Source organism: Blastomonas ursincola, from assembly GCF_013607875.1.
GTDB classification, from domain to species: Bacteria; Pseudomonadota; Alphaproteobacteria; order Sphingomonadales; family Sphingomonadaceae; genus Blastomonas; species Blastomonas ursincola.
In genome coordinates this window covers 943,715-967,339 of sequence record NZ_VDES01000001.1, presented here as the reverse complement: position 1 = coordinate 967,339, position 23,625 = coordinate 943,715, and the positions used below count along the sequence as shown (strand labels likewise).

Below are 23,625 nucleotides of genomic sequence, written 5' to 3'. Positions count from 1 at the left end.
CTCAAAGCGGGTTCTGGCCTCAATCGAACGAAAAACCGGGGGCCGCAGCGAGACCGGCAGACTTGTCACCCTGTTTCGCCTTGCCCTGTCTGGCCTCGCGCTGCGGCTTGGACGCAGATTGGGGCAGTGCGCGCGGCTGATCGGGCAGCGCGCCGAAATCCGGCCCGCCCGTGCCTTCTGTCGGTGCAACGCTCGGCTTGGGACGCTCGGCGCCAGAGAGGCCATCCGCATTCTGATGGTTGATCAGGCGCTGCAGATCGTCGGGAGAGCGATAGCCGTCGGTGGGCAGCTTGATGTCGTTGGCGTTGACCGGCTTCACCAGATACGGCGTCACGACGATCACCAGTTCTGTCTCGCCCTTGCGGAAATTGGACGATTTGAACAGATTGCCCAACACGGGCACGTCGCCGAGACCCGGGGCCTTGTCGACCAGATTCTGCGAGTTGTTGCTGAGCAGGCCGGCGATCATGAAGCTTTCCCCCGATCCCAGTTCCACCGTGGTTTCGGCGCGGCGAACCGTCAGCGCGGGCACCTGGAAACCGTTCAGCGTCACCGATCCGGCGGACGACAGTTCGGACACTTCGGGCCGCACGCGGATCGAGATCCGGCCATTGGCCAGTACCGTTGGCGTATAGGCCAGGCTGACACCGAAATTCTTGTATTCGATCGTCGTGGTGCCGAGGCCCTGGTTGATCGGGATCGGAAATTCGCCGCCCGCCAGGAAGTCAGCGGTTTCGCCCGACAGCGCGGTCAGGTTGGGCTGCGACAGCGTGGTCACGAGCCCGACCTGCTCGGCAAGGTCGAACGCGCTGGCGATATCGACGCCGAACAGACGTCCTGCAGCCTGAATAGCGGTCTTGCCGTCGAGCACGTTGTTGAAGGTGGTGGTGGTCCCCCCGGTGACGAACTGGCCGGTCGACGGGTTGAACGGCAGGCTGAGCGAGCCCGCTGGCAGGCCAAACTGGGCCGAGGCATCGATGCGCGGCAATGTGCTGACGTCAATCGTGTTGCCGATCGCCGCAAAATTGCGCGATGCGCGGCTGACGCCGAACTGGAAGCCTCCGGTCAGGTCGCGCGTCAGCAGGTTCGCGCCGATTTCCTTGACCAGCGATCGGCTGACTTCGGCAATGCGCACCTGCAGGTTGACCTGCATCGGGGTGGCGGTGGAGAGGCGGCTTATGACCTTCACGTTGTCGCCGACAAAGGCTTGGACAAGGCGCGCGGCCTCGGCGCTGTCCTCGGGCGCACCCACCGTTCCAGTGAGCAGCACCACGCCGTTGAGCGTGCTGACGCGCACCTTGGCGTCGGGCATGGCCAGCATCAGCATCTGGTCGACCGAATCGATGTTCGACCCGACGCGCACGGTGGCCGAATAGACCACCTGGCCCGCCGCGTTGCTGGCGTAAAGCGTGGTCTCGCCGCCGGCCTTGCCGAAGACATAAAGCTGCCGCGCCGACTTGACCTGCACATCGGCGACGGTGTTATCGGCCACGAACAGATCGGCCATGGTGCCGGGCAGCTGGATGAGCTGGCCGCGACCGATGGAGAGCACCAGCGTTTCGGTGGGACGCTGCACGGCGGACTGCGCCAGGGCAGCACCCCCGATGGCCGGAACCAGTCCGGTCAGCGATGCGGTGGCAGCGACGGCGCTACCCAACAGGGCGCCCTTGATGAACTTGGAAAAACGCATGGTCATTTCCCTCCGACCGGAACTTCGGTCACTGTATTGCCGCGAGCTACGCGTACGACGGGGCCACGCGGGACAGGCGGTGCAGCGGGTTCTGCGACCTGCATGGGGCCTGCACTGGGTGCGCTGGGTCCGTTCTGGCGGTTGGCAGAACCCGAGACGGGGACCGACCGACGCTGGAAGCGCGATACATCGCCGCCGGTGACAAAGGTGACGTCGGTATCGACCGGACGCGTGGCCAAAGCCTTGAGCAGCTTGTCCTCGGTCTTGCGATCGGCACCGGCGGGCAGGTTGATGTCGCCTGCGGCCATCGAGCGTTCGAGTTCGGCCTCGTTATCGGCGATCGAACGCAGCGACAGGCTGAGCGTGCCGATCGTCTGCGCGACCGCGATCTTCTCGGCCAGCTTGGGCGTGGCCTCCACGGTCACGGTGGTGAAGGCGATGACCTCGCGCTTGCCCTCGGCGTCTTCTGCCGACACGCGCTGGTCGGTGGCGAGCACGCGCAGGTTGCGGATGATGGTTTCAGAGGCGTTGAGTGCGGGGCCGCTGTCGCCGCTGATCGACTGGGTCAGCACCAGATCGACCCGGTCGCCCGGAAAGACGAAGCCGGCAACGCCCGTGCGGGCGGAAACGGGGACGGTGACCGCGCGCATGCCGGGGCCGAGCGCTGCGGCGAGGAAGCCGCGATCGCCCGGCTTGACCAGCGAACCCTGGGTCACCGGCTGCCCTGCGGTCACGGCGTTGCGCACCACGGTGCCCAGCAGCGAATCGATCTTGGAATCGGCTTCGAGGAAATAGGCGTTGCTCACCAGTTCGCTTGGCCAGGGCTGAAAGGCCACGCTATCGGGGGTGATGATCGTGCCGACCGGCAGCGAACGCTTGGCGACCAGCACGCGCGGACCCGTGGGAACCGCCTGTTGCGGCGCCGCCGTAACGGAAGGCGCGGCCGATCCGGTGAACAGGCTTCTGGCCAGAAAGGCTGTGCAGAGCGCGATCACCAGCGCGCCCACAAGCAGGATTACTTTGCGTCTATCCATGGCGTTTGCTGCCCCCAAAACCCTTCAGAATGTTCATATTTTCAGGCAAAATGGTTAAAAAACCGTTCGCCAACGGGCCAAAGCGCCGCAACGGCTATGGCAACGCCATAGGGAACCTCCGGCTGACCCGGCTTTCGCTTCCATTTGTGGTCCGCCAGAACGATCAATGTGAGCGCCGCACCGATCAGCGACATGATGATCGTGATCCGCGCCATTTCGACCCAGGGAAACCACAAGGCGATGGCGCCGAGCAGCTTTACGTCGCCGCCGCCCATGGCGCCGATCGCGAACATCAGCGCGAAGAACACGAACACCCCCGCGCCCAGCGCCAGTTGCAGCGCCATGTCGGGCCAAAACGACAGCCCGCAGGCCCACCAGAAAACCGGCGCGGCGAGCGCAATCCCTGCGTTCAGCCAGTCCTCTATCTCGCGCCGCAGGATGTCGGTATACGCCGCGTGCAACAGCGCGATTGCCAAGCCTGCCAGCAGACCGTAGACGAGAGGACCGTTTTCCATGGGGTCTGGCGTATAGCGGGCATGACTTACCAAAAAGTAACCATTGACCGGCGCGCGATCCCGGCGGGCGCGGTGGAAAGCCGCTGGAACGCTGCCGATGGCTGGCCGCTGCGTCGCATCGACTGGATGGCCGATGGCCCGGTGCGCGGGTCGATCCTGTTCATGCCGGGGCGCGGCGACATTTACGAAAAATATCTCGAGACCCTCGCGCACTGGCAGGCGCAGGGCTGGAACGTCACCGCCGCGGACTGGCGCGGGCAGGGCGGCAGCGGCCGGATGAGCGATCATCAATATGTCGGCCATATCAATGACTTCAGCCAGTGGATCGACGATATTGCCGGCTTCTGGGCGGACTGGGTGGTCTCGCGCCCCGGCCCCTATGTCGTGGTTGGCCACTCGATGGGCGGACATCTGATCGCACGTGCGATCCAGGAAAAGCGGATTACCCCGGATGCGGCGGTGCTCAGTGCGCCGATGCTGGGCCTCAAGGGTCTCGGCCTGCCGCTCTCGGTCGGGCATATGGTGACGAAGCTGATGCGCGGCCTTGGCAAGCCCGAGCGCCCGGCCTGGAAGGTCAGCGAAAAGCCCGCATCGCCGCTCGCGATCCGCCAGACGCTGCTGACTCACGATGATGCGCGCTATCAGGACGAACTGTGGTGGTGGGCCGAGCGGCCCGAGCTGGTGATGGGCCCGGCGAGCTGGCACTGGGTCGAGCGCGCCTATGAGTCGATCATCCGGCTCAATGCGCCCGGCGCCTGGGAAAAGGTGAAGGTGCCCATGCTGCTGATCGGTACCAGCGCCGACCAGTTGGTCGACAACAAGGCGACGATTGCGGCGGCTGCGCGCATCCCCGGGGCCGAACTGCTCGCCTTCGGGCGCGAGGCGCGGCACGAGGTGCTGCGCGAGGTCGATCCGATCCGCGACCGCATTCTCGCGACCATCGACGATTTCCTCGCGCGCAAGGCCCCTGCCGCGCACAGCGAAAAGGCCGGGGCCGCCGCCTGATGGCCGATTACGACGTCGTCATCATCGGCGCCGGGATTGCCGGGGCGAGCCTTGCCGCCGAGGTCGCGCCGCATGCGCGCGTGCTGGTCGCAGAGGCCGAGGAGCGGCCCGGCTATCATTCGACCGGGCGGTCGGCGGCCTTCTGGGCGGAAAGCTATGGCGGACCCAAGGTCCAGCCGCTGACCACCGCTTCGGGCCCATGGCTGCATTCGCCGCCGGGAGGCTATGGCGACCGCAGCTTCCTCGCCCCGCGCGGCGCGCTGACGCTGGCGCGGGCGGGCGAGGAGCCGCTGCTCGACGCCTTCGAGGCCGAGTTTGCGGGCACCGGCGTGCGGATGGAGCGCTGGGGGCGTGACCGGATCGCGGCGCTGCTGCCGGGTCTGGCCGAGGACATCGTGGCCGCCGTGTACGAGCCAGATTGCCAGGATATCGATGTCGGCGGCCTGCACCAGGCGTTCCTCTCGGTCGCGCGGCGCGGCGGGGCGCAGATCGCGCTCAAGGCACCGCTTGAGCATGCCGAGTATCGCGGCGGGCAATGGCATCTGGTGCTGGGCGGGCAGGCGGTCACCGCGACCCGGCTCGCCAATGCGGCAGGGGCCTGGGCCGATCCGGTGGCGACCCGCTGCGGCGTGCGGCCGCTCGGCGTGCAGCCCTATCGCCGCACCGTCGTGCAGCTGCGCACCCGCCCCGCGCCGGTCGCGCACCTGCCGCTGACCTTGGGGGTCCGGGGCGACTATTATTTCAAGCCCGAAGCGGGGAAGCTGTGGCTCAGCCCGCATGACGAGACGCCCGAGGATCCCGGCGATACCGCGCCCGACGAGATGGACATGGCGATCGCGATCGATCGCTTCACCCAGGTGGTCGACTGGACGATCGAGGCGGTCGAGCATCGCTGGGCGGGGCAGCGCAGCTTCGCGCCCGACCGGCTGCCCGTGATCGGCTATGCGGCCGACAATCCGGCGTTTTTCTGGTTTGCAGGGCAGGGCGGGTTCGGCATCCAGACCGCGCCCGCCGCCGCGCGGCTCGCCGCCACGGTGCTGCTCGGCCTCACCCCCGATGCGATGCTCAGCGGCGTGGCTGGACAAATGTATAATCCCGCCCGTTTCGGCTGACTGTGCTGGCCGCGGCGCACGCGATTTTATATCCTCGGCCCCATCCATTCAAGAGGGAGTCGAGTCGATGGCGCACCATTTCGAGATCTACAAGGACAAGGCCGGCGAATTCCGCGTGCGGTTCAAGTACAATTCCGAAGTGATGTTCTCGACCGAAGGCTATGCCAGCAAGGCATCGGCCAAGAACGCGATCGAATCGATGAAGAAGAACGGCCCCGAGGCGCCGATCGTCGATACCACGACCGAGGGCTGATACGCGGGCGATAGGTCCTTCGCGGACATCGCGCAGGATTTATCGGCCTGTGTTTACTTTCGGATAATCCCGGCTGGTCTAGGCCCCGGCTATGGCGACTGTCCTTGCGGGCAGCGATCGCTGTGTTGAAGGGGGAGTTGGAAGATGACGGGATTGGCAGCCACGCGGGCGGGCCTGATGGTACTGCTGATGGGCATGGCGTGCACCAGCGGCGCGATGGCGCAATCGGCGATCGGCGACGATCCGATCTGCACCGACCGGCCGACCAAGGCGAACAACGCGTGCAGCGTGCCCAAGGGCATGGTGCAGATCGAGGCCGAGGCGATCAACTGGTCGCGGCTCAATGCCGGCGGCGCGCGCAGCGACGTGTTCGCCTATGCCAGCCCCACGATCAAGCTGGGCGTGAGCGACAGCAGCGACGTGCAGCTCACCCTGACCCCGCTGGTCGAGGTCCGCAACCGCTTTGCCGGGCGCACCGCCAGCCAGACCGGCTTCGGCGACATCTTCCTGCGCTACAAGCAGCGGATCACGCCCAAGGATGCGCGGTTCGAGCTCGCCCTCATCCCGTATGTCAAGGCGCCGACCGCGAAGACCGGTATCGGCAATGGCGAATGGGAGGCGGGCGTCAGCGTGCCGATCCAATATGCGCTGAGCGATCGCTGGTCGCTGACCGTGAACCCGCAGCTCAGCCTGCTCGCGGGTGCAGCGGACCCCGACGAGCGCCATCTGGAGCTGCAGACCGTGCTCAACCTGGGCTATCAGCTGTCCGAACGCACGAGCGTCGCCGCCGAAGTGTGGACCTCGCAGAACTGGGATCCCTCGGGCACCGTCCGCCAATATTCCGCCGACCTCGCGATTGCGCATCTGCTCGGCGATAACCTGCAACTCGACGGCGGAGTGAATTTCGGGCTCAACCAGGCGACGCCCGATGTGCAGGTCTATGCGGGAGTGTCGGCGCGGTTTTGAGGGGAGCCGTACTAAATATGTTGCCCCTTGAGTCTCGCGAAACTTCCATGACCTGCTTGCGGTCAAACTTGTGCTGGCATATTCTGAGCTAGAGGCTGCCTTGCGGTAAACTGCAGTCGACGGCTATATTAAACCTATGACGATCGAGGGCACTAATCTAAATTCCGACATCGCGCCCGGTTGGTATGTGCGCTTAACTGGTGATCATTCCGACTTGGAAGAGTGGCATTACACTCTGAAACCTCCATTTGATCCCTTCATATTGCGTGAACCGGACGGTACATATCTCCTCATGAGTGCAGAACTTAGTGACGCAAACGGGGCGTCAGAAGTTCACGAACGGGCAAAAGCGCTGATCGATCGTCTTAACGGTGCCCTTACACTGGCTCACGAAACTGAGCCGCTAAAAACCGGTGGCGTGGTTAGAGTGGATGAGCGTGGAAATAGGCATGTGAATGTTTTTGCAGAGGCCGTGGGAGAAATCGCTATCGTTTCCAAAGCGCTGGGGGTTGGCGTAACGATAGGGCCTGATGGGCAACCGCTCCCCCAACCGCCGGAGCAGGAATCAGACGTCCAGCAATGGAATAGGCTAGCTGCACAGTACGACCTCCTTGCTGATCTGCTTAAGCAGCGCGGTAAAGCTTCAGACTGGTACGAAATGTACAAAACAATCGAGCTTGCTGAGCGACTGGTAGGTGGAGAGCACAATCTTAGGGGTCTACTAGGAGATTCAGCCAAAAAATATAAAGATCTTAAGAGAACTGCCAATTATTATCGCCACGCGCCGGGTGATCGGCCAGAGAGGCTGATAAAAATTGGTGAAGGAAGGTCTTTGCTTAACTTTATTGTCCGGTGCTCTATTGTAAATTTTTCAAATAATATCAAAACCTGTAGTTAGATTCACTGCAAAGGGGCAAAATCTCTGATATTCCATTCATGAAAAGCTGTGTTCCTTGCAACGCTAATTCCGCGTAACGTGATCGGACCGGAAACGAAATTCGTCAATTACCCCCAACCCCCAATCCCCGCTCTCAACACCCCGCGCACCCGCTCCACGCACGCCTCCGGCACCGCGCCCTCCTTGCGCACCAGCAGCCCCAGCGTCCGCACATGCGCGAAATCCTCCATCGGCACGCGCGCAACGCCCGGCGCGGTGAAGCAGTCGGGCATCACGGTCACGCCCACGCCAGCCGCGACGAGCGCCAGGATGCGGTCGTCGCTTCTTGAGCGGGCGGCGAAGAAGGGGCGGACGCCGCGGGCGGTGAAGTGCTGGCTGGTCGCGGCGAGCAGCTCGCAATGGCGGCGGACGAGCATCACATTGTCGGCGAGTTCCTGCGCGGCGATGCTCTGCCGCTGGGCGAGCGGATGCGCGGCGGGCAGGGCGAGGGCATAGCCTTCGCTCGCCACCGGCTCGAACTGCTCGCGATGGCGGCCCTGCGGCTCCATCGTCACCGCCAGGTCGATCCGCGCCGCGTCCAATCGGTCGATCAGCTCGCTCGCGCGGCCCTCGACGAACTCGGTGCGGATGCCGTCCAGCTCGGCCAGTGCCTCGGCCATCGCCGCGACGATCGCGGTCGGCAGCGTCGAGAGCACGCCCAGCCGCACGATCGCGTCGGGCCGGTGCTGCTTCATCGCCTCTTCGGCCAGGTTGAACTGTGCCTCGATCCGCCGCGCATGCTCGGCAAATTGCGCGCCGGTGGGGGTGAGGTCGACCCGGCGGTTGGAGCGGTGGAACAGCCGCTGGCCCACGCTTTCCTCCAGCCGCGCGATGCCGACCGAAAGCGTCGGTTGGGTGACGTTGCAGCTTTCCGCCGCACGGGTGAAATTGCCATGTTCGACCACGGCGAGGAAATAGCGCAGCAGATAGCGTTCGATCATAGACAGCGTCTAGGATAAACCCCTTTCAATATCAATTTTCATTGGTTGACTTGTACGGCTAGAACCGGTGCGATCAGAGCTCCAGGAGAGGATGCCGCCATGTCCATGATGCCCGATTTCGACTTCGCGCTGGGCGAAGCCGCCGAGATGATCCGCGACACCACGCGGCGTTTCGCCGCCGACAGGATCGCGCCGATCGCCGCGAAGATCGATGCCGAGGACTGGTTCCCGCTCGATCTGTGGCCGCAAATGGGCGAGCTCGGCCTGCACGGCATCACCGTGGACGAGGCCGATGGCGGCCTGGGCCTCGGTTATCTCGAGCATGTCATCGCGATGGAAGAGGTGAGCCGCGCGAGCGCCTCGCTGGGCCTGTCCTACGGTGCGCATTCGAACCTCTGCGTCAACCAGCTGCGCCGCTGGGGCAATCCGGAGCAGAAGGCGAAATATCTGCCCGGGCTGATCTCGGGCGAGCATGTCGGGTCGCTGGCGATGTCCGAAGTCGGCGCAGGATCGGACGTCGTGTCGATGAAGCTCAAGGCCGATGCGGTCGCGGGCGGCTACCGGCTCAACGGCACCAAGTTCTGGATCACCAATTCGGCCTATGCCGAGACGCTGATCGTTTACGCGAAAACCGGAGAGGGATCGGGCGGGATCACCGCCTTCATCATCGAAAAGGGCATGCCGGGTTTCAGCATCGGCCAGAAGATCCAGAAGATGGGGATGCGCGGGAGTCCTACGGCGGAACTGGTGTTCAACGATTGCTTCGTTCCCCAAGAGAACGTCATGGGTCCGCTCAACGGGGGCGTCGGCGTGCTGATGAGCGGGCTGGATTACGAGCGCGCGGTTCTGGCCGCAGGTCCGCTTGGCATCATGCAGGCGTGCCTCGACGTGGTGCTTCCTTACGTGCGCGAGCGCAAGCAGTTCGGCCAGCCCATCGGCGCGTTCCAGATGGTGCAGGCCAAGGTCGCCGACATGTATGTCGCGCTCAACAGCGCGCGCGCCTATGTCTATGCGGTGGCGCGCGCCTGCGATGCGGGCAAGACGACGCGCTTCGATGCTGCGGGTGCGATTTTGCTCGCCAGCGAGAATGCGGTGAAATGCTCGCTCGAGGCGATCCAGGCGCTGGGCGGGGCGGGCTATACAACCGACTGGCCGGTCGAGCGTTTCCTGCGCGATGCCAAGCTGTACGATATCGGCGCGGGCACGAACGAAATCCGCCGCTTCCTGATCGCGCGCGAACTGATCGGAGCGCGGTGATGCAATATTGCGCGGCCATCTGCTCTGTCCGTCACCCTGAACTTGTTTCAGGGTCCATTTCTCCCCACGCGGCTTCGGCTCATCGGGCACGATGGATGCTGAAACAAGTTCAGCATGACGGAGGTTTGTGATGACCGCGCCCGTTCTGGACACGAAAATCGACACCAATTCGGAAAGCTACCGCGCCACCTTTGCGCACAACAGCGCGCTGCGCGACGAGCTCTGGGCGAAAGTCGCCGAGGCCGCGCTCGGCGGCAATGCCAAGTCGCGCGAGCGGCACACGGCGCGCGGCAAGCTGCTGCCCCGCGATCGCGTCGAGCGGCTGCTCGATCCGGGCTCGCCCTTTCTCGAGATCGGCCAGCTCGCCGCCTGCGATCAATATGACGGTGAAATCCCCGGCGCGGGCATGATCGCCGGGATCGGCCGCGTCTCGGGCCGCCAATGCATGATCGTGTGCAACGACGCCACGGTGAAGGGCGGCACCTATTATCCGATGACGGTGAAGAAGCACCTGCGCGCGCAGGAGATTGCCGAGGCGAACCGGCTGCCTTGCATCTATCTCGTCGATAGCGGCGGCGCGAACCTGCCGCACCAGGCCGAGGTCTTCCCCGATCGCGAGCATTTCGGCCGCATCTTCTTCAACCAGGCGAACATGTCCGCCAAGGGCATTCCGCAGATCGCCTGCGTGATGGGCAGCTGCACCGCGGGCGGCGCGTACGTCCCCGCGATGTCGGACGAGACAGTGATCGTGCGGAACCAGGGCACGATCTTCCTCGCAGGTCCCCCGCTGGTCAAGGCCGCGACGGGCGAGGAAATCAGCGCCGAGGACCTGGGCGGCGGCGACCTGCACGGCCGCAAGTCGGGTGTGGTCGATCATGTCGCCGAGAATGACGAGCACGCGCTGACCATCGTGCGCGACATCGTCTCGCATCTGGGGCCGATCCCGAAGCCGAACATTGATCTTCGCGATCCGCGCCCGCCGAAATTCGACGCGGAAGAGCTGTACGGCATCATCCCCTCGGATGTCCGCGCGCCCTATGATGTCCATGAGGTGATCGCACGGCTGGTCGATGGCAGCGAGTTCCACGAGTTCAAGGCGCTCTATGGCAGCTCGCTGGTCTGCGGTTTCGCGCATATCTGGGGCATGCCGGTGGCGATCCTGGCGAACAACGGCGTGCTGTTCAGCGAGAGCGCGGTCAAGGGCGCGCATTTCATCGAACTCGCCTGCCAGCGGCGCATTCCGCTGCTTTTCCTGCAGAATATCAGCGGCTTCATGGTCGGCGGCAAGTACGAGGCGGAAGGCATAGCCAAGCATGGCGCGAAGCTGGTGACCGCGGTCGCGACCGCGAGCGTGCCCAAGGTCACCGTGCTGATCGGCGGCAGCTTCGGCGCGGGCAATTACGGCATGTGCGGCCGCGCCTATTCGCCCCGCTTCCTGTTCACCTGGCCCAATGCGCGCATCAGCGTGATGGGCGGTGAGCAGGCCGCATCCGTGCTCGCGACCGTCCACCGCGACGCCGACAACTGGACGCCAGACCAGGCCGAGGCGTTCAAGGCCCCGATCCGCCAGAAATACGAGGACGAAGGCAATCCCTATTACGCGACCTCGCGGCTGTGGGACGACGGCATCATCGACCCCGCACAGACGAGGGACGTGCTGGGCCTCGCGTTCGCCGCGTGCCTCAACGCCCCGGTCGAGGAGGCCCCCCGGTTCGGGGTGTTCCGGATGTGAGGGGGGTGGGTCGATACCCAAAATCCTCCCCGAGCTTGCTCGGGGAAGGGGACCGCCCGCGCAGCGGGTGGTGGAGGGGACGCGCATACCCCCGTCACCCTGAACTTGTTTCAGGGTCCATTGCGCCTGCCGCGCGGCGGAAGGGGATCAAAGCCAAATCCCACCGCCAGGTCTGCCCAATGCGGGTTGTCGCTCTCGATCAGGTTGATCTTCCACTGGCGATGCCAGCGCTTGAGTTGTTTCTCCCGCTCGATTGCGCCTTCCATGGTGTCGAACAGTTCGAAACGGACAAGACGGTGGACATGGTAACGCGATGTGAAGCCCTTGAGCTCGCCTGTCCGGTGCTGGTGCAACCGACCGACCAGGTTCGACGTGACACCGATGTACAGCGTGCCATAGGCGTCGCTGGCCAGAATGTAGACGCACGGTTGCCGGTCCATCAGGCCCTTAAAAATGCCGCACCATGGACCCTGAAACAAGTTCAGGGTGACGGAAGAGGTCATGCCCCATGCTGAAATCCCTCCTTATCGCCAATCGGGGCGAAATCGCCTGTCGGATCATCCGCACCGCGCGCGCCATGGGCATTCGCACCGTCGCGGTCTATTCGGACGCCGACGCCAGGGCGCTGCATGTGCGCCAGGCGGACGAGGCGGTGCATATCGGGCCGTCGCCCGCGCGCGAGAGCTATCTCGTCGGCGAGAAGATCATCGCGGCGGCGAAGCAGACCGGGGCGGAGGCGATCCATCCGGGTTACGGTTTCCTGTCGGAAAATGCCGAGTTCGCTCAGGCCGTGATCGATGCCGGGCTGATCTGGGTCGGGCCGAAGCCGGATTCGATCCGCGCCATGGGCCTCAAGGACGCGGCGAAGAAGCTGATGGATGCAGCGGGCGTCCCCACCACGCCGGGCTATCTGGGCGAGGACCAGTCGCCGGAGCGGCTGGCGGCAGAGGCCGAGCGCATCGGCTATCCGGTGCTGATCAAGGCGGTCGCAGGCGGCGGCGGCAAGGGGATGCGCAAGGTCGATGACGCGTCCGGTTTCGCCGACGCGCTCCTTTCGTGCAAGCGCGAGGCGGCGGCGAGCTTCGGCAATGATGTCGTGCTGCTCGAGAAATGGATCGAAAGCCCGCGCCATATCGAGGTACAGGTGTTCGGCGACTCTCACGGCAATGTCGTCCATCTGTTCGAGCGCGATTGCTCGCTGCAGCGCCGCCACCAGAAGGTGATCGAGGAAGCCCCCGCGCCGGGCATGGACGCGGCAACGCGCGAGGCGGTGTGCGGCGCGGCGGTGCGCGCGGCCAAGGCGGTGGACTATCAGGGCGCCGGCACGATCGAGTTCATCGCCGATGGCTCCGAGGGCCTGCGCGCCGACCGCATCTGGTTCATGGAGATGAACACGCGGTTGCAGGTCGAGCATCCGGTGACCGAGGAGATTACCGGGGTCGACCTGGTCGAATGGCAGCTGCGCGTGGCCAGCGGCGAGCCGATTCCGCTCCAGCAGGAAGAGCTCAGCATCAACGGCTGGGCGATGGAAGCGCGGTTGTATGCGGAGGACCCGGCGAAGGGCTTCTTGCCGAGTATTGGGCGGCTTGAAAAGTTTGACCTGGCACCAGATCACGCGCGCCTTGAAACAGGCTATGATGCTGGCGATGTCGTTTCCCCGTTTTACGATCCCATGCTCGCAAAGATTGTGGTGCACGCCGATAATCGAGAAGAGGCAGCTGATATGCTGGCGAACTCCTGCGGTCTCGTGTTGGTTTGGCCAGTAAAGACGAACAGCACATTTCTTTCTCGGGCATCAAGCCATTCGCAGTTTGTGGATGCCAATATCGATACAGGATTCATCGAGCGCTACCTCGATTCATTGATTGCGGATAACGGACCAGACAGAAAGACACGGCAGATAGGTGCGCGGGAGCTGTTCAAGCGTCTCCTTTATCCCGGCCTCGACCGCTTGGCGATGCGGAATGTCAAAATCCGGAGTGATCTTGATGGCTTTCGGTTGAATGCTTCACCCGTTAAGGAACTGCGGGTCAAGGTTAATGGAACTGTAGAAACTATCGCACTAGGTACGTCCGGCCATACTGCCTGGAACATTTGCTACCTGGATGATGGTGCTGTCCTCGTTTCGGATGATGATGGCACTTTACATCACTTTGCGGCGGATCGCACGACCGTGGGTGCGGGCGGCGCTACCTCCTCGGGCTCCATCCTCTCCCCCATGCCGGGCAAGGTGATCGCGGTGGATGTGGCGGCGGGGCAGGCGGTGACCAAAGGGCAGAAGCTGCTGACGCTCGAGGCGATGAAGATGGAGCATTCGCTCGTCGCGCCGTTCGATGGCGTGGTGGCGGAACTCAACGCCAGCGAGGGCGCACAGGTGCAGGTCGAGGCGCTGCTGGTGCGGATCGAGGCGGCGGAGGCGTAAATGGCAGGCAAATATTTCGACGAATGGCAGATCGGCGACCGGATCGAGCATGAGATCCGGCGCACGGTGACCGAGACCGACAATCTGCTGTTCAGCACGATGACGCACAATCCGCAGCCGCTGCATCTCGATATCGAAGTAGCGAAGGCGAGCGAGTTCGGGCAGATCCTCGTCAACGGCACCTTCACCTTCGCGCTGATGGTCGGGCTGTCGGTGGGCGATACGACGCTCGGCACCTTGGTGGCGAACCTGGGCTATGACAAGCTTGTCATGCCCAAGCCCGTGTTCATCGGCGATACCATGCGCGCGACCAGTGAGGTGACCGAGCTCAAGGAATCGAAGTCGCGGCCCAATGCCGGGATCGTCACCTTCACGCACGAGCTGATCAACCAGCGCGACGAGGTGGTGTGCCGTTGCCTGAGGTCGGCTTTGATCAAGAAGAAGGACGCCTGATCCCGTCATTCCCGCGAACGCGGGAATCCCGCTTTTTCATCGACCGCTGCGCACGAGCGGGACCCCCGCCTGCGCGGGGGTGACAATAAGGGCTGGGAAATCAAGAACCTGCCGCGTTTCCTATGCTGATCGCTTGACCTGCCGCACGGCCCAAAGTCTAATGCTGCCCAGTCCAATCCGACAGTCCAGTCCGGCAGTCCAAGGGGTCACCATGCGCGCATCCGTCCTTCTCGCTTCCTTGCTGCTCGGAACTGCAAGCGTCCCCGCGATGGCGCAGGACGCCACGCAGACGCCTGCCGCCGCCAAGCCCGCGCCCGGCCCGATGGATGCGAAGCTGCGCGCGCTCTACGACGCCGAATGGGACTGGCGGCAGAAGGAACTGGCCCAGATCAAGGAAAATGGCCGCTGGGTCGATGGCGACCGGCTGACCAGCGAGACTGCCGCCGATCAGGCGCGCAGGCTGGCTTATTGGCAGGATGTGCTGAAGCAGCTCGATGCGATCCCGATGGATCAGCTGTCGCCCGAGGAGCAGGTCAATGCTGCCGTGTTCCGCCAGTCGGTCTGGGAAAATGCCAAGGGATTGGAATACAGGACCTATGAAGCGCCGTTCAACAGCGACACCTTCTTCTGGGGTGGGCTGAACCCGCGCCAGGGCTTCGGCAACGCGACGGGCTACAAGCGCTATCTCGGGCGGATGCGCGATGTTCCGCGCTACTTCGACGAGAATATCGTCAACATGCGCGCAGGACTGGCCCGGGGCTATACCGTGCCGCGTGTCGGCATCGAGGGGCGCGACACGACGATCGAAGCCTATACCGTGCCGGGCGAGGCCAACCCGTTCTACGATGCCTTCCGCGTGATGCCGCAGAACATCCCGCCCGCCGAGCAGGCCGCGCTGCGCGCCGAGGCGCTGAAGGCCATCGAGACGGCGGTGGTGCCCGCGTACACCAAGCTGCTCGGCTTCATGCGGACCGAGTACATGCCCAAGGCGCGCACCACCATCGCTGCCTATGCGCTGCCCGATGGCAAGGCCTTCTATCAGGACATGATCAAGGTCTTCACCACGCTCGACCTGACGCCCGAGGAGATTCACGAGATCGGGCTGAAGGAAGTCGCGCGGATCGACGCGGACATGCAGAAGACGATGCGCGAGACCGGTTTCAAGGGCACGTTCCCCGAATTCCTGCAGTTCTTGCGCACCGATCCCCAATTCTATGCCAGGACCCCGCGCGAGCTGCTGGGCGCGGCGGCCTATACGGTCAAGAAGATGGACGGCAAGCTGAAGGAAACCTTCAACTTCCTGCCGCGCTACCGCTTCACCGTGCTGCCGGTGCCCGATGTGATCGCGCCGATCTACACTTCGGGGCGCGGCGGGCTCGATGCCTGCCTGTTCAACACCTATGACCTGCCGCAGCGGCCCTTGTACAACATCCCCGCGCTGGCGCTGCACGAGTGCAATCCAGGGCACAGCTTCCAGGCGGCGGTAGCGCTCGAAGCGCCGAACCGGCCCGAATTCCGCCGCCAGACCTATTTCTCGGGCTATGGCGAGGGCTGGGGCCTGTACACCGAATGGCTGGGATCGAAGATCGGCATCTACGAAACACCCTATGAGGAGTTCGGCCGGCAGACCTTCGAGATGTGGCGCGCGGCGCGGCTGGTGATCGATACCGGGGTGCATACCAAGGGCTGGACCCGGCAGCAGGCCATCGACTATCTCGCCAGCCATACTGCGCTCGCGCCGCGCGATGTCGAGACCGAGGTCGATCGCTATATCTCCTGGCCCGCCCAGGCGCTGGCCTACAAGCTGGGCGAACTGGCGCTGCGCAAGATGCGCGCCAAGGCGGAAGCCGAGCTGGGCGCGGCCTTCGACCAGCGCCCGTTCCACGACACCTATCTGATGCTCGGCTCGGTGCCGCTGCCGGTGATGGAAGCCAAGATGGAGGAGTTCATCGCCACCGAAAAGGCGAAACTCGCCAAGGCGGGGAAGTGAGCCTCTTCATCCGTCATTATCCCGTCACCCCCGCGAAGGCGGGGGTCCCGCTTCCTGCTCAAAGCTTCGCGCAGAAGCGGGATTCCCGCGTTCGCGGGAATGACGGGGGAGGGCGATCTGGGCTGTTTGCTATTCTGGCCCTCTGCCTTGCTGTGGCGCCCGCGCAAGCTGAGGCGCCGCCGCCCGAAGCGGAGATCCGCATGGTCATTGCCGACATGGAAGCCGCATGGAATCGCGGTGATTTCCAGGGCTATATGCGCGGCTTTCTCAATCCCGGCGTGGTGTTCGTCTCGCGCGGGCAGTTCCAGCGCGACTGGCAGGGGACGCTCGACCATTATGTCCGCGATTATGGCGGATCGCCGGAAAAGCGCGGGACGCTGCATTTCTACGACATCAAGGTGGAGATGCTGGCCCCGGACGCCGCGCAGCTGATCAGCCGCTATCATCTCGATCGGGCGGAGAGCCCGCAATATGGCATCAACACCCGGCTGATGCGCAAGGTTGGGGCGCGCTGGGTGATCGCGCTCAACCATGTCTCGTCGAGCGAGACGCCCGATCCGAACGACCCGGTCGAAGCGCACCGCCCATAAAAATCCTCCCCGCGCCAGGCACGGGGAGGATTTCGTGGTCCTTGCGAAAGCTTACGCCTTGCGGGTGCCGCTCATCGCCATGGTGCCGAACGCACCAGCCTTGATCTGGCCGGTGATGGTGTCGCCGTCGACGGTGGCGGTGCCCTCGAGCTTCATCGGCATCGGCACCTTCATGTCCATCGTCCAGGTCAGCGTGTTGCCGTCGACCTTGCCGTCGGTGATGTCGAGCGAGCCCATCTGGCCGGCATTCGATCCGGTCCAGCTGTCGCCATCGACATTGACGGTCAGCACCGACTTCTGGTCGCCCATCGGCGACTTGGTCACGCAATCATATTGTCCAGCAACTGACATGGTAATCGTCCTCTCTAGTGTGGTGGGTTGAAGGTTGGCTTATTTGTCTCCGGCGGCAGGTGCCGCACGGCGAACCTCGACGGGCATGCCCAGTTCCTTGAGCTGCGGCTCGACCTTGGCGGCATCGCCCACGATCACCCAGGTCAGCGTCTTGGGGTTGAGCGCGGTGCGCATCGCCCCGTTGAGCTTCTCGGCGTCCATGCTGCGATACTGCGCGGCCAGGCTTTCGGCATAGTTGGTCGGGCGGCCATAGAGCGCGTCCGACTGCATCTGCGACAGCACCGCGGCCGAGCGCTCATAGGTGCCCGCCAGCTCCAGGCTGTTGCCCTTGACCGTGCGGTCGAGCTCTTCCGGCGTCACGCCCTTCGAGCCGATGAAATCGTTCATCTGCTGGATGATCGCCGCGACCGAGGGGCCGGTCTGGTTAGTCTGGACAGGTGCGAACGCGAGGAACGGCACGTCGTTCTTGGGCCGCTGGATCAGCGTGCGGGTGCCATAGGACCAGCCCTTGGTCTCGCGCAGGTCCATGTTGATGCGCGAGAGGAAATCGCCGCCGAGGATGTCGTTCGCGGTTTCCAGCGCCAGCAGGTTGTCGGTACCCTTGGCCTTCAGCACCTGGCCCGCCAGGATCAGCGACTGCGGCGAATTGGGACGGTCGATCAGGATAATGCGGCCCTGGCCCGCCGGGATCGCCGCGCTGAAATCCTTCTGCATCAGCGCCATGCGGTTCGACGGCCATTTGCCGAAGCGCGCCTCGAGCATCGGCATGATGTCCTTGAGGCTGGTATCGCCGACCACGAAGATCGACGCGCGCTCGGGCCGCATCCACTGCGAATGATAGGCGGCGAGCTGGTCGCGGGTCAGCTTGGCGACCACGGCCGGATCGCCGGTGCCGGTCAGCGGCACGCCATAGGGGTGCGCCGGTCCGTAGAGCAGCGGCGGCAGGTTGCGCAGCGCGATGCCCTGGGGCTGGGTGAATTCGGCCTGGATGCGGGTGAGCTGCTGCACGCGCACACGCTCAAGCTCCTTGGCGTCGAAGGCAGGTGTGCGAATGACATCGGCGAGCAGGTCGAGCGACGGGCCCAGGTTCGCCTTCATCGCGCTCATCGAGACGATGGTGCGATCGAGATCGGACGAGGCGCTTATATTGGTGCCCAGCCGCTCCTGCGCTTCGGCTAGCTGCACCGAATTGAGCTTCTGCGTGCCTTCCTGCAGCAGCGCGATCATCAGGCTGTTGGTGCCCAGCGCGTCCTTGGGATCGCTGGCATAGCCTGCATCGAAGCTCACCGCGACGCGCACGACGGGCACGGCGGTCCGCTTGGCGAAGCGCACCTTGATGCCGTTCGACAGCGTCGCTTCCTCGACATCGGGGAAATCGAGATCGGGCACCGCGCCGGCTTCGGGGAAGGTCGAGCGATCGACCGCGGCTAGCGGCTGCTTGCTCGCTGCGCCCGCCGCCATCGCGTCTTCGGCCATGCTCGAATAGAACGCTGGGGCATTGAGAACGCCCGTGCGCATCGCCGGGCCGCTGCCGGTCACCTGGCCCGTGCCGCCCGCGACCTCCTGATAGGCGTCGCGCTCACCGGGCAGCACGTGCAGCTTCGCGACCGGGCGCGTCAGCCATTTCTGCATCGCGGCAGTCACCTTGGCCGGAGTCATCGCGGCCAGCATGTCGAGCTGCTTCTTGTAGAAGGCCGGATCGTCCGAATAGAGCGCGCCCTCGGCCAGCGTCACCGCCTTGCCGGTAAAGCCGCCGACCTGTTCAAGGCCATTGATCCGCTGCGCCGCTTCGCGCGTCGCGACGCGCTGCACCTCGTCGGCGGTCGGGCCCTTGGCAATGAAATCGGCCATGATCGCGTCGAGCCGCTTCGACACTGCATCGACATCCGCGCCCGGCTTCACATCGACATAGACCTCGAACACGCTGCCGTGCACGAAGGGCTGGGCCGATGCGGTGACGGCGACCGCGGTCTGCTCGTCGCGCACCAGGATGTTGTCGAGCCGCGAGCTGGCAAGACCGCCGAGCACGGTCGCAGCAACGTCGAGCGCGGCATAATCGGGATCGTTCAGGCCCGGCACGGTCCAGAAACGATAGAGGCGCGCAGTCGGCACCTTGTCCTTCATCTCCGCGACCTTCTCCTTGTCGAGCGTCGGCAGCGGCGGGTTCAGCTTGGCAACTTCGGGGCCCTTGGCGATGTCGCCGAAATATTTCTCCACCAGCGGCTTGGCTTCGGAGACGTCGATGTCGCCGGCAAGCACCAGGATCGCGTTGTTCGGGCCGTAATGGTCGGTGAACCACTTCTTCATGTCGTCGAGCGAGGCGGCCTGCAGGTCCTCCATCGATCCGATGGTCGAGTGGCCATAGGGATGCTCAGGGGGCGTGAGCATCTCGATCTGCTTGTATTCGACCAGGCCGTAAGGCTGGTTGTCGCCCTGGCGCTTCTCGTTCTGCACCACGCCGATCTGGTTGGTCAGCTTTTCCTGGGTGATGCCGTTGAGCAGATGGCCCATGCGGTCGCTTTCCAGGAACAGCGCACCTTCCAGCCCGGCCTTGGGCACGGTCTGGAAATAATTGGTGCGATCGAACCAAGTGGTGCCGTTGAAATCGGTGGCGCCGAGTTTCTTCAGATATTCGAAATAGTCGCCCTGCGCGTTTTCCGATCCGTTGAACATGATGTGCTCGAACAGATGCGCATAGCCGGTCTTGCCCTTGGGCTCGTGCTTGGAGCCGACATCATACCAGATCGACACCGCAACGATCGGGGCCTTGCGGTCCTCGTGCACGATGACGGTCAGGCCATTGGCGAGCGTGAACTGCTGATAGGGGATGTTCACCGTCTTGACGAGATCGGCGACGGGGGCTGCCTGCTGCGCCTGGGCGGGGGAAAGCGCCACGGCGAGCGCCAGTGAGGATACGGCGATCAGCGAGCGGATGGGCTTGAGCATGGATATGGAGCCTCTCTTGGGAGCAAGTTTGTCTGTTCTGTCGGGTGTCACCGGCTGATGCAGGAGCGCCGGTGCCGCCTTCGGGTTGCTGATCGAAACCATAAGCCTTGGCGAACCGGTTTCAAGCGCAATCACGGGCGATAGCGCCGCTTGGCATGCGGCATCAGGGCTTGCCGGGTGAAATAGACGGGCTTCGTCTGGTGTTCGACGAACAGCTTGGCCTGGTCGGCATAATGCGGGCTGTCGGGCCGGGTTGTCGCCGCGCCGAAGGGCTGGATCGAGCGCGAGCTGACATTCCCGTCCTTGTCCCATTCGACGAACTGGATGAAGCTGTCGCCGTGGCGCACGGCAAAGCGGCCGTCCTCCTCGTCGACATCCCAGAGCGTCGCCGCGCGCAGCGTGTCCGATCCGCCGTCCATCGGCAGGTCGACCTTGCCCTGGCGCAGCCGCAGCACAGTGCCGAGCTTGGGGTCGAGCGTCCTGAAATATTTCTCGAGATGATCGATCGCCGCGACCAGCTCCTCGCGCGGATCGGGCAAAGGCAGGCGGCGATAGCTCTGTCGCATCGCCGGACGCATCAGCATCAGCGCCAGGGCATCGCCCTTGCCCTTGCCGTCCATCTGCCAGTCCCAGGCGCGCAGCAGCGCCTGCGCTTGCGGAATGCGCTTGTCGCCATCGGGCTTGACCGCCAGCAGCGCGTTGATCCAGCCGGTGGCATAATCCGACTTGTCATAGCCGACATCATATTTGATCCGCGCCAGCGTCGCCGCATCGATCTGCCCCGCCGCCTCGAACAGCTTGATCGCCTGGCGTGCGCGGTTGGTCATGTCGTCCTCGATGCCCATCAGCGCCGAGAAGCTGGCGCGATCGAGCTCGTCGCCCGGCCCTGCCGCGACGAACGGCGTGTTGTTGGCGTTCATGATGTACCCGGAGGCCGGATTGACCAGCAACGGCACCCGGTCCCAGGGCAGGTGCGTCTTCCAGATGAGGTCGCTGCGGTCGCCCGGCAGCACGCCGCGCCAGTTCGCCCCCGGCTTGCGCGCAGGGAACAGCGCGTTGTACGCCATGGCAATATTGCCCTTGGCATCGGCATATATGAAATTGGTCGCGGGCACGCCCTGGATCGCCATCGCCTTCTGCCATTCGGCAAAATCGCGCGCCTTGTTGATGCGGAAATATTGCTCGAGCATCTTCAACTCGTCGATCCCGGCATAGCGGATCGCGAACGCGCCCTTGTCGTTCAGGATCACCGGGCCGTGCACCGAGCGATAGACGGTCTGCGGCACGGGCAGCGTGAACGGCCCCATCTTCACCTTCAGCCAGACGCGCTGCGATTCGAGGTCACGCCACTGGCCGTCGAGCCGGTACTGCGTCCTGTCGTCGTTCAGCTCCAGCTTGTAGACGTCGATCAGGTCGGGCCGGTTGACCGTGTTGGTCCAGCCCAGATACTTATTATGGCCCAGAAACGGATAGGGCGATCCGGGGAAGGTCGCGCCGGCAAAGTCCCAGCCCTCTTCCGAATGCACCACCAGCTCGTACCAGGCGACGCCGCCGCGCCAGGGCTGGTGCGAGTTCGAGATCAGCCGCGTGACATTGTCGGTCGACCGCGCCGGGGCGACGGCAAAGGCGTTCGATCCGTTCATGTCGGGCTCGGGTCCGATCGGGGTGACGCGCGCGACTTCCTTGCCGGAGAGCTTCGGCCCGCCCTCGATCGGCAGGTCCTTGCCCTCGACCAGCGCGCCGAGCACCGAATCGAGCCCGAAGAAGAAGGGCGAGCGCAGCACGAAGCCGGCGGCGATGTCACGACCTTCGAGCGGGAACAGGCCGGACAGGCGCACCTCTTCGGGGTGCTTGTCGGCATAATGGTTGAGGCCCGCGGCATAGGCATCGAGCAGCGCGCGGATGTCGGCGGGCAGCGTATCGTACTTGCGATCGACGGTGCCGCGAATGTCGAGCAGATGCGCGGCGAAATCGACCTTGGCGCCGTCCTGACCGGTCATCGCGCCGGTGCGCGCGCGGGTCATCGCGGCGACTTCCTGGATGGTCGAGAAATCGTCCTCGCTATGCGCATAGGCGACGCCATAGGCGACATCGGCATCGGTCTTGCCGAAGATATGCGGCACGCCGAAATCGTCGCGGACGATCTCGACGTCATATTTGCGCGACGCCGGGGCCTTGCCCGATTCGGCGACCAGCGGTTCCCACACCGCAAGGGCGATGGCGGTTACGACGACTAGGACGAGAAGGCTGAGCGCCAGACGTTTGAAGACACGCATGGCGCGCACCTTATCAACCAATCAGCGCACGTCTACTGACAATGATGTAGATAGTGCGCGGGTTACCGCCTCAACCCGACTCCGCCGCAATCGCCTGCTCTATCAGGCGGCGCGAGCGGACGCCGCCCGCGTCGATATTGAGCAGCAGCAGGCGGCGGTCGGGATAGAGGTCGAGATTCTTCTGCTGGCGCTCGAGCATCTCCATGTCCTCGGCGAAGATCTTGCCCTGGCCGTCGCGGATGGTGGTGGTCAGCTCAGCATCGTCGACCGCGAAGCGGCGGGCCATGCCCCAGAAATACCAGTGCGAGCCTTCGGTCTCGGGCGTCATGAAATCGACCACCACCGAATAGGCCTTGCGCTCGAGCGGGGCCTCGTAGCCGCCTTCGCCGACCGGGGCGACGCCGACCTCGATCTCGACGCTGCTCGGCAGGTGGAAATGGCAGAGCTGCCAGCGATCGACCGGGCCGCTATCGGGCAGGCCCGCGCCGCGCAGTGCCATCGCCCAGAACGGCGGCGGGTCGATCGCGTCCATGAAGCGGCTGGTCACCACCTCGTCGCCGACCAGCCGGGTCTTGACCGGGGCCTCGTCGATCTCTTTCTGCCCGATGCTGGTCGAATGGACATAGGTCTCGTGCGTCAGGTCCATCAGGTTATCGATCATCAGCCGGTAATCGCACTGGATGTGGTACAGGCCGCCGCCATAGGCCCAGCCTTCGTCCTCGGCCCATTCGAGGTGCCTGAGCTTGGCGGGATCGGCCGCATCGGCATCGCCCGGCCAGACCCAGATGAAGCCATAGCGCTCGATCACCGGAAAGGTGCGGATCGGGGGGAAACCGCCGACGCGCTGGCCGGGCATGCCCTCGGTCTTGCCATGGCAGCCCATTGCCAGGCCATGATAGCCGCAGACCAGCGCGCCATCGCGGACGAAACCGAGAGAAAGCGGCGCGCCGCGATGCGGGCAGAAATCCTCGAGCGCCGCGACCTTGCCTTCGCGCCCGCGAAAGAACACCATCGGCTCGCCGCAGATCTTGCGGCCGAGCGGCTTGCCTTCGATCTCGTCGGGCGTGCAGGCGACATACCATGCGTTGCGCGGCCACGGCGCGGCGGTGTGCGCGGCGCTGCGCTCTTCCAGATCGGGGGCGGTGGCCATCGGTG

General features: G+C 64.4%; 20 protein-coding genes. 11 read left to right on the top strand and 9 right to left on the bottom strand.

Going from position 1 to position 23,625, the window contains the following annotated elements; all coding sequences use genetic code 11:
* Window positions 1-19 precede the first annotated feature (19 nt).
* The 3 genes from FG486_RS04510 to FG486_RS04500 are packed head-to-tail and all read right to left on the bottom strand — an operon-like array spanning window position 20 to window position 3,239.
* Window positions 20-1,696, bottom strand: coding sequence for a type II and III secretion system protein family protein (locus FG486_RS04510; protein WP_181266593.1), 1,677 nt, complete (start codon window positions 1,694-1,696; stop codon window positions 20-22).
* Window positions 1,693-2,724 carry a Flp pilus assembly protein CpaB gene (gene cpaB, locus FG486_RS04505; protein WP_181266592.1) on the bottom strand — a complete coding sequence of 344 codons (1,032 nt, stop codon included), beginning with the start codon at window positions 2,722-2,724 and terminating at the stop codon, window positions 1,693-1,695. Before cpaB ends, FG486_RS04510 begins: the two co-directional genes overlap by 4 nt.
* A 41-nt stretch (window positions 2,725-2,765) precedes the next feature.
* Window positions 2,766-3,239: an A24 family peptidase gene (locus FG486_RS04500; protein ID WP_181266591.1), complete on the bottom strand. Its 474-nt coding sequence runs from the start codon at window positions 3,237-3,239 to the stop codon at window positions 2,766-2,768.
* 21 nt (window positions 3,240-3,260) lie between these two features.
* On the opposite strand from FG486_RS04500, the gene FG486_RS04495 reads away from it, so the two are divergent.
* The 5 genes from FG486_RS04495 to FG486_RS04475 all read left to right on the top strand — a co-directional run bounded on the left by FG486_RS04495 (window position 3,261) and on the right by FG486_RS04475 (window position 7,473).
* A complete protein-coding gene (locus FG486_RS04495) occupies window positions 3,261-4,244 on the top strand; it encodes an alpha/beta hydrolase (protein ID WP_181266590.1) in 984 nt (327 codons plus the stop codon).
* Window positions 4,244-5,356, top strand: a complete 1,113-nt coding sequence (locus tag FG486_RS04490) for an NAD(P)/FAD-dependent oxidoreductase (RefSeq protein WP_181266589.1) — start codon at window positions 4,244-4,246, stop codon at window positions 5,354-5,356. Before FG486_RS04495 ends, FG486_RS04490 begins: the two co-directional genes overlap by 1 nt.
* Window positions 5,357-5,423: 67 nt before the next feature.
* Window positions 5,424-5,609, top strand: a complete 186-nt coding sequence (locus FG486_RS04485) for a YegP family protein (protein ID WP_023838955.1) — start codon at window positions 5,424-5,426, stop codon at window positions 5,607-5,609.
* 144 nt (window positions 5,610-5,753) lie between these two features.
* The gene (locus FG486_RS04480; RefSeq protein WP_181266588.1) at window positions 5,754-6,575 is read left to right on the top strand and encodes a transporter; all 822 of its coding nucleotides are present in this window, start codon (window positions 5,754-5,756) and stop codon (window positions 6,573-6,575) included.
* Between the two features lie 136 nt (window positions 6,576-6,711).
* Complete coding sequence (locus tag FG486_RS04475; protein ID WP_181266587.1) at window positions 6,712-7,473, top strand: hypothetical protein; 762 nt, start codon at window positions 6,712-6,714, stop codon at window positions 7,471-7,473.
* A gap of 107 nt (window positions 7,474-7,580) precedes the next feature.
* Here the strand turns inward: FG486_RS04475 and FG486_RS04470 are convergent, their stop codons facing one another.
* Window positions 7,581-8,453, bottom strand: a complete 873-nt coding sequence (locus FG486_RS04470; RefSeq protein WP_181266586.1) for a LysR family transcriptional regulator — start codon at window positions 8,451-8,453, stop codon at window positions 7,581-7,583.
* A gap of 108 nt (window positions 8,454-8,561) precedes the next feature.
* On the opposite strand from FG486_RS04470, the gene FG486_RS04465 reads away from it, so the two are divergent.
* Entirely contained in the window at window positions 8,562-9,710 is a 1,149-nt protein-coding gene (locus FG486_RS04465; protein WP_181266877.1) for an isovaleryl-CoA dehydrogenase, read from the top strand.
* 130 nt (window positions 9,711-9,840) lie between these two features.
* On the top strand, window positions 9,841-11,442 hold the full coding sequence (locus FG486_RS04460; protein WP_181266585.1) for a carboxyl transferase domain-containing protein: 1,602 nt from the start codon (window positions 9,841-9,843) through the stop codon (window positions 11,440-11,442).
* Window positions 11,443-11,552: 110 nt separating this feature from the next.
* Here FG486_RS04460 and FG486_RS04455 read toward each other — a convergent pair whose 3' ends face one another.
* Complete coding sequence (locus FG486_RS04455; protein ID WP_181266876.1) at window positions 11,553-11,882, bottom strand: GIY-YIG nuclease family protein; 330 nt, start codon at window positions 11,880-11,882, stop codon at window positions 11,553-11,555.
* Window positions 11,883-11,950: 68 nt separating this feature from the next.
* On the opposite strand from FG486_RS04455, the gene FG486_RS04450 reads away from it, so the two are divergent.
* The 4 genes from FG486_RS04450 (at window position 11,951) to FG486_RS04435 (ending at window position 16,897) form a co-directional block, all read left to right on the top strand.
* Window positions 11,951-13,864 carry an acetyl/propionyl/methylcrotonyl-CoA carboxylase subunit alpha gene (locus FG486_RS04450; protein WP_181266584.1) on the top strand — a complete coding sequence of 638 codons (1,914 nt, stop codon included), beginning with the start codon at window positions 11,951-11,953 and terminating at the stop codon, window positions 13,862-13,864.
* The gene (locus FG486_RS04445) at window positions 13,865-14,317 is read left to right on the top strand and encodes a MaoC family dehydratase (RefSeq protein WP_181266583.1); all 453 of its coding nucleotides are present in this window, start codon (window positions 13,865-13,867) and stop codon (window positions 14,315-14,317) included.
* Window positions 14,318-14,528: 211 nt separating this feature from the next.
* A complete protein-coding gene (locus FG486_RS04440; protein WP_181266582.1) occupies window positions 14,529-16,307 on the top strand; it encodes a DUF885 domain-containing protein in 1,779 nt (592 codons plus the stop codon).
* 200 nt (window positions 16,308-16,507) lie between these two features.
* Window positions 16,508-16,897, top strand: coding sequence for a nuclear transport factor 2 family protein (locus tag FG486_RS04435; protein ID WP_181266581.1), 390 nt, complete (start codon window positions 16,508-16,510; stop codon window positions 16,895-16,897).
* A gap of 51 nt (window positions 16,898-16,948) precedes the next feature.
* Here FG486_RS04435 and FG486_RS04430 read toward each other — a convergent pair whose 3' ends face one another.
* From FG486_RS04430 to FG486_RS04415, 4 genes are all read right to left on the bottom strand, one after another.
* A complete protein-coding gene (locus FG486_RS04430; protein ID WP_023838966.1) occupies window positions 16,949-17,248 on the bottom strand; it encodes a hypothetical protein in 300 nt (99 codons plus the stop codon).
* A gap of 39 nt (window positions 17,249-17,287) precedes the next feature.
* Window positions 17,288-20,194, bottom strand: a complete 2,907-nt coding sequence (locus FG486_RS04425; protein WP_181266580.1) for a M16 family metallopeptidase — start codon at window positions 20,192-20,194, stop codon at window positions 17,288-17,290.
* Between the two features lie 131 nt (window positions 20,195-20,325).
* A complete protein-coding gene (locus FG486_RS04420; protein WP_181266579.1) occupies window positions 20,326-22,470 on the bottom strand; it encodes an acylase in 2,145 nt (714 codons plus the stop codon).
* Between the two features lie 70 nt (window positions 22,471-22,540).
* The gene (locus FG486_RS04415) at window positions 22,541-23,620 is read right to left on the bottom strand and encodes an aromatic ring-hydroxylating oxygenase subunit alpha (protein ID WP_066283353.1); all 1,080 of its coding nucleotides are present in this window, start codon (window positions 23,618-23,620) and stop codon (window positions 22,541-22,543) included.
* Window positions 23,621-23,625 lie beyond the last annotated feature (5 nt).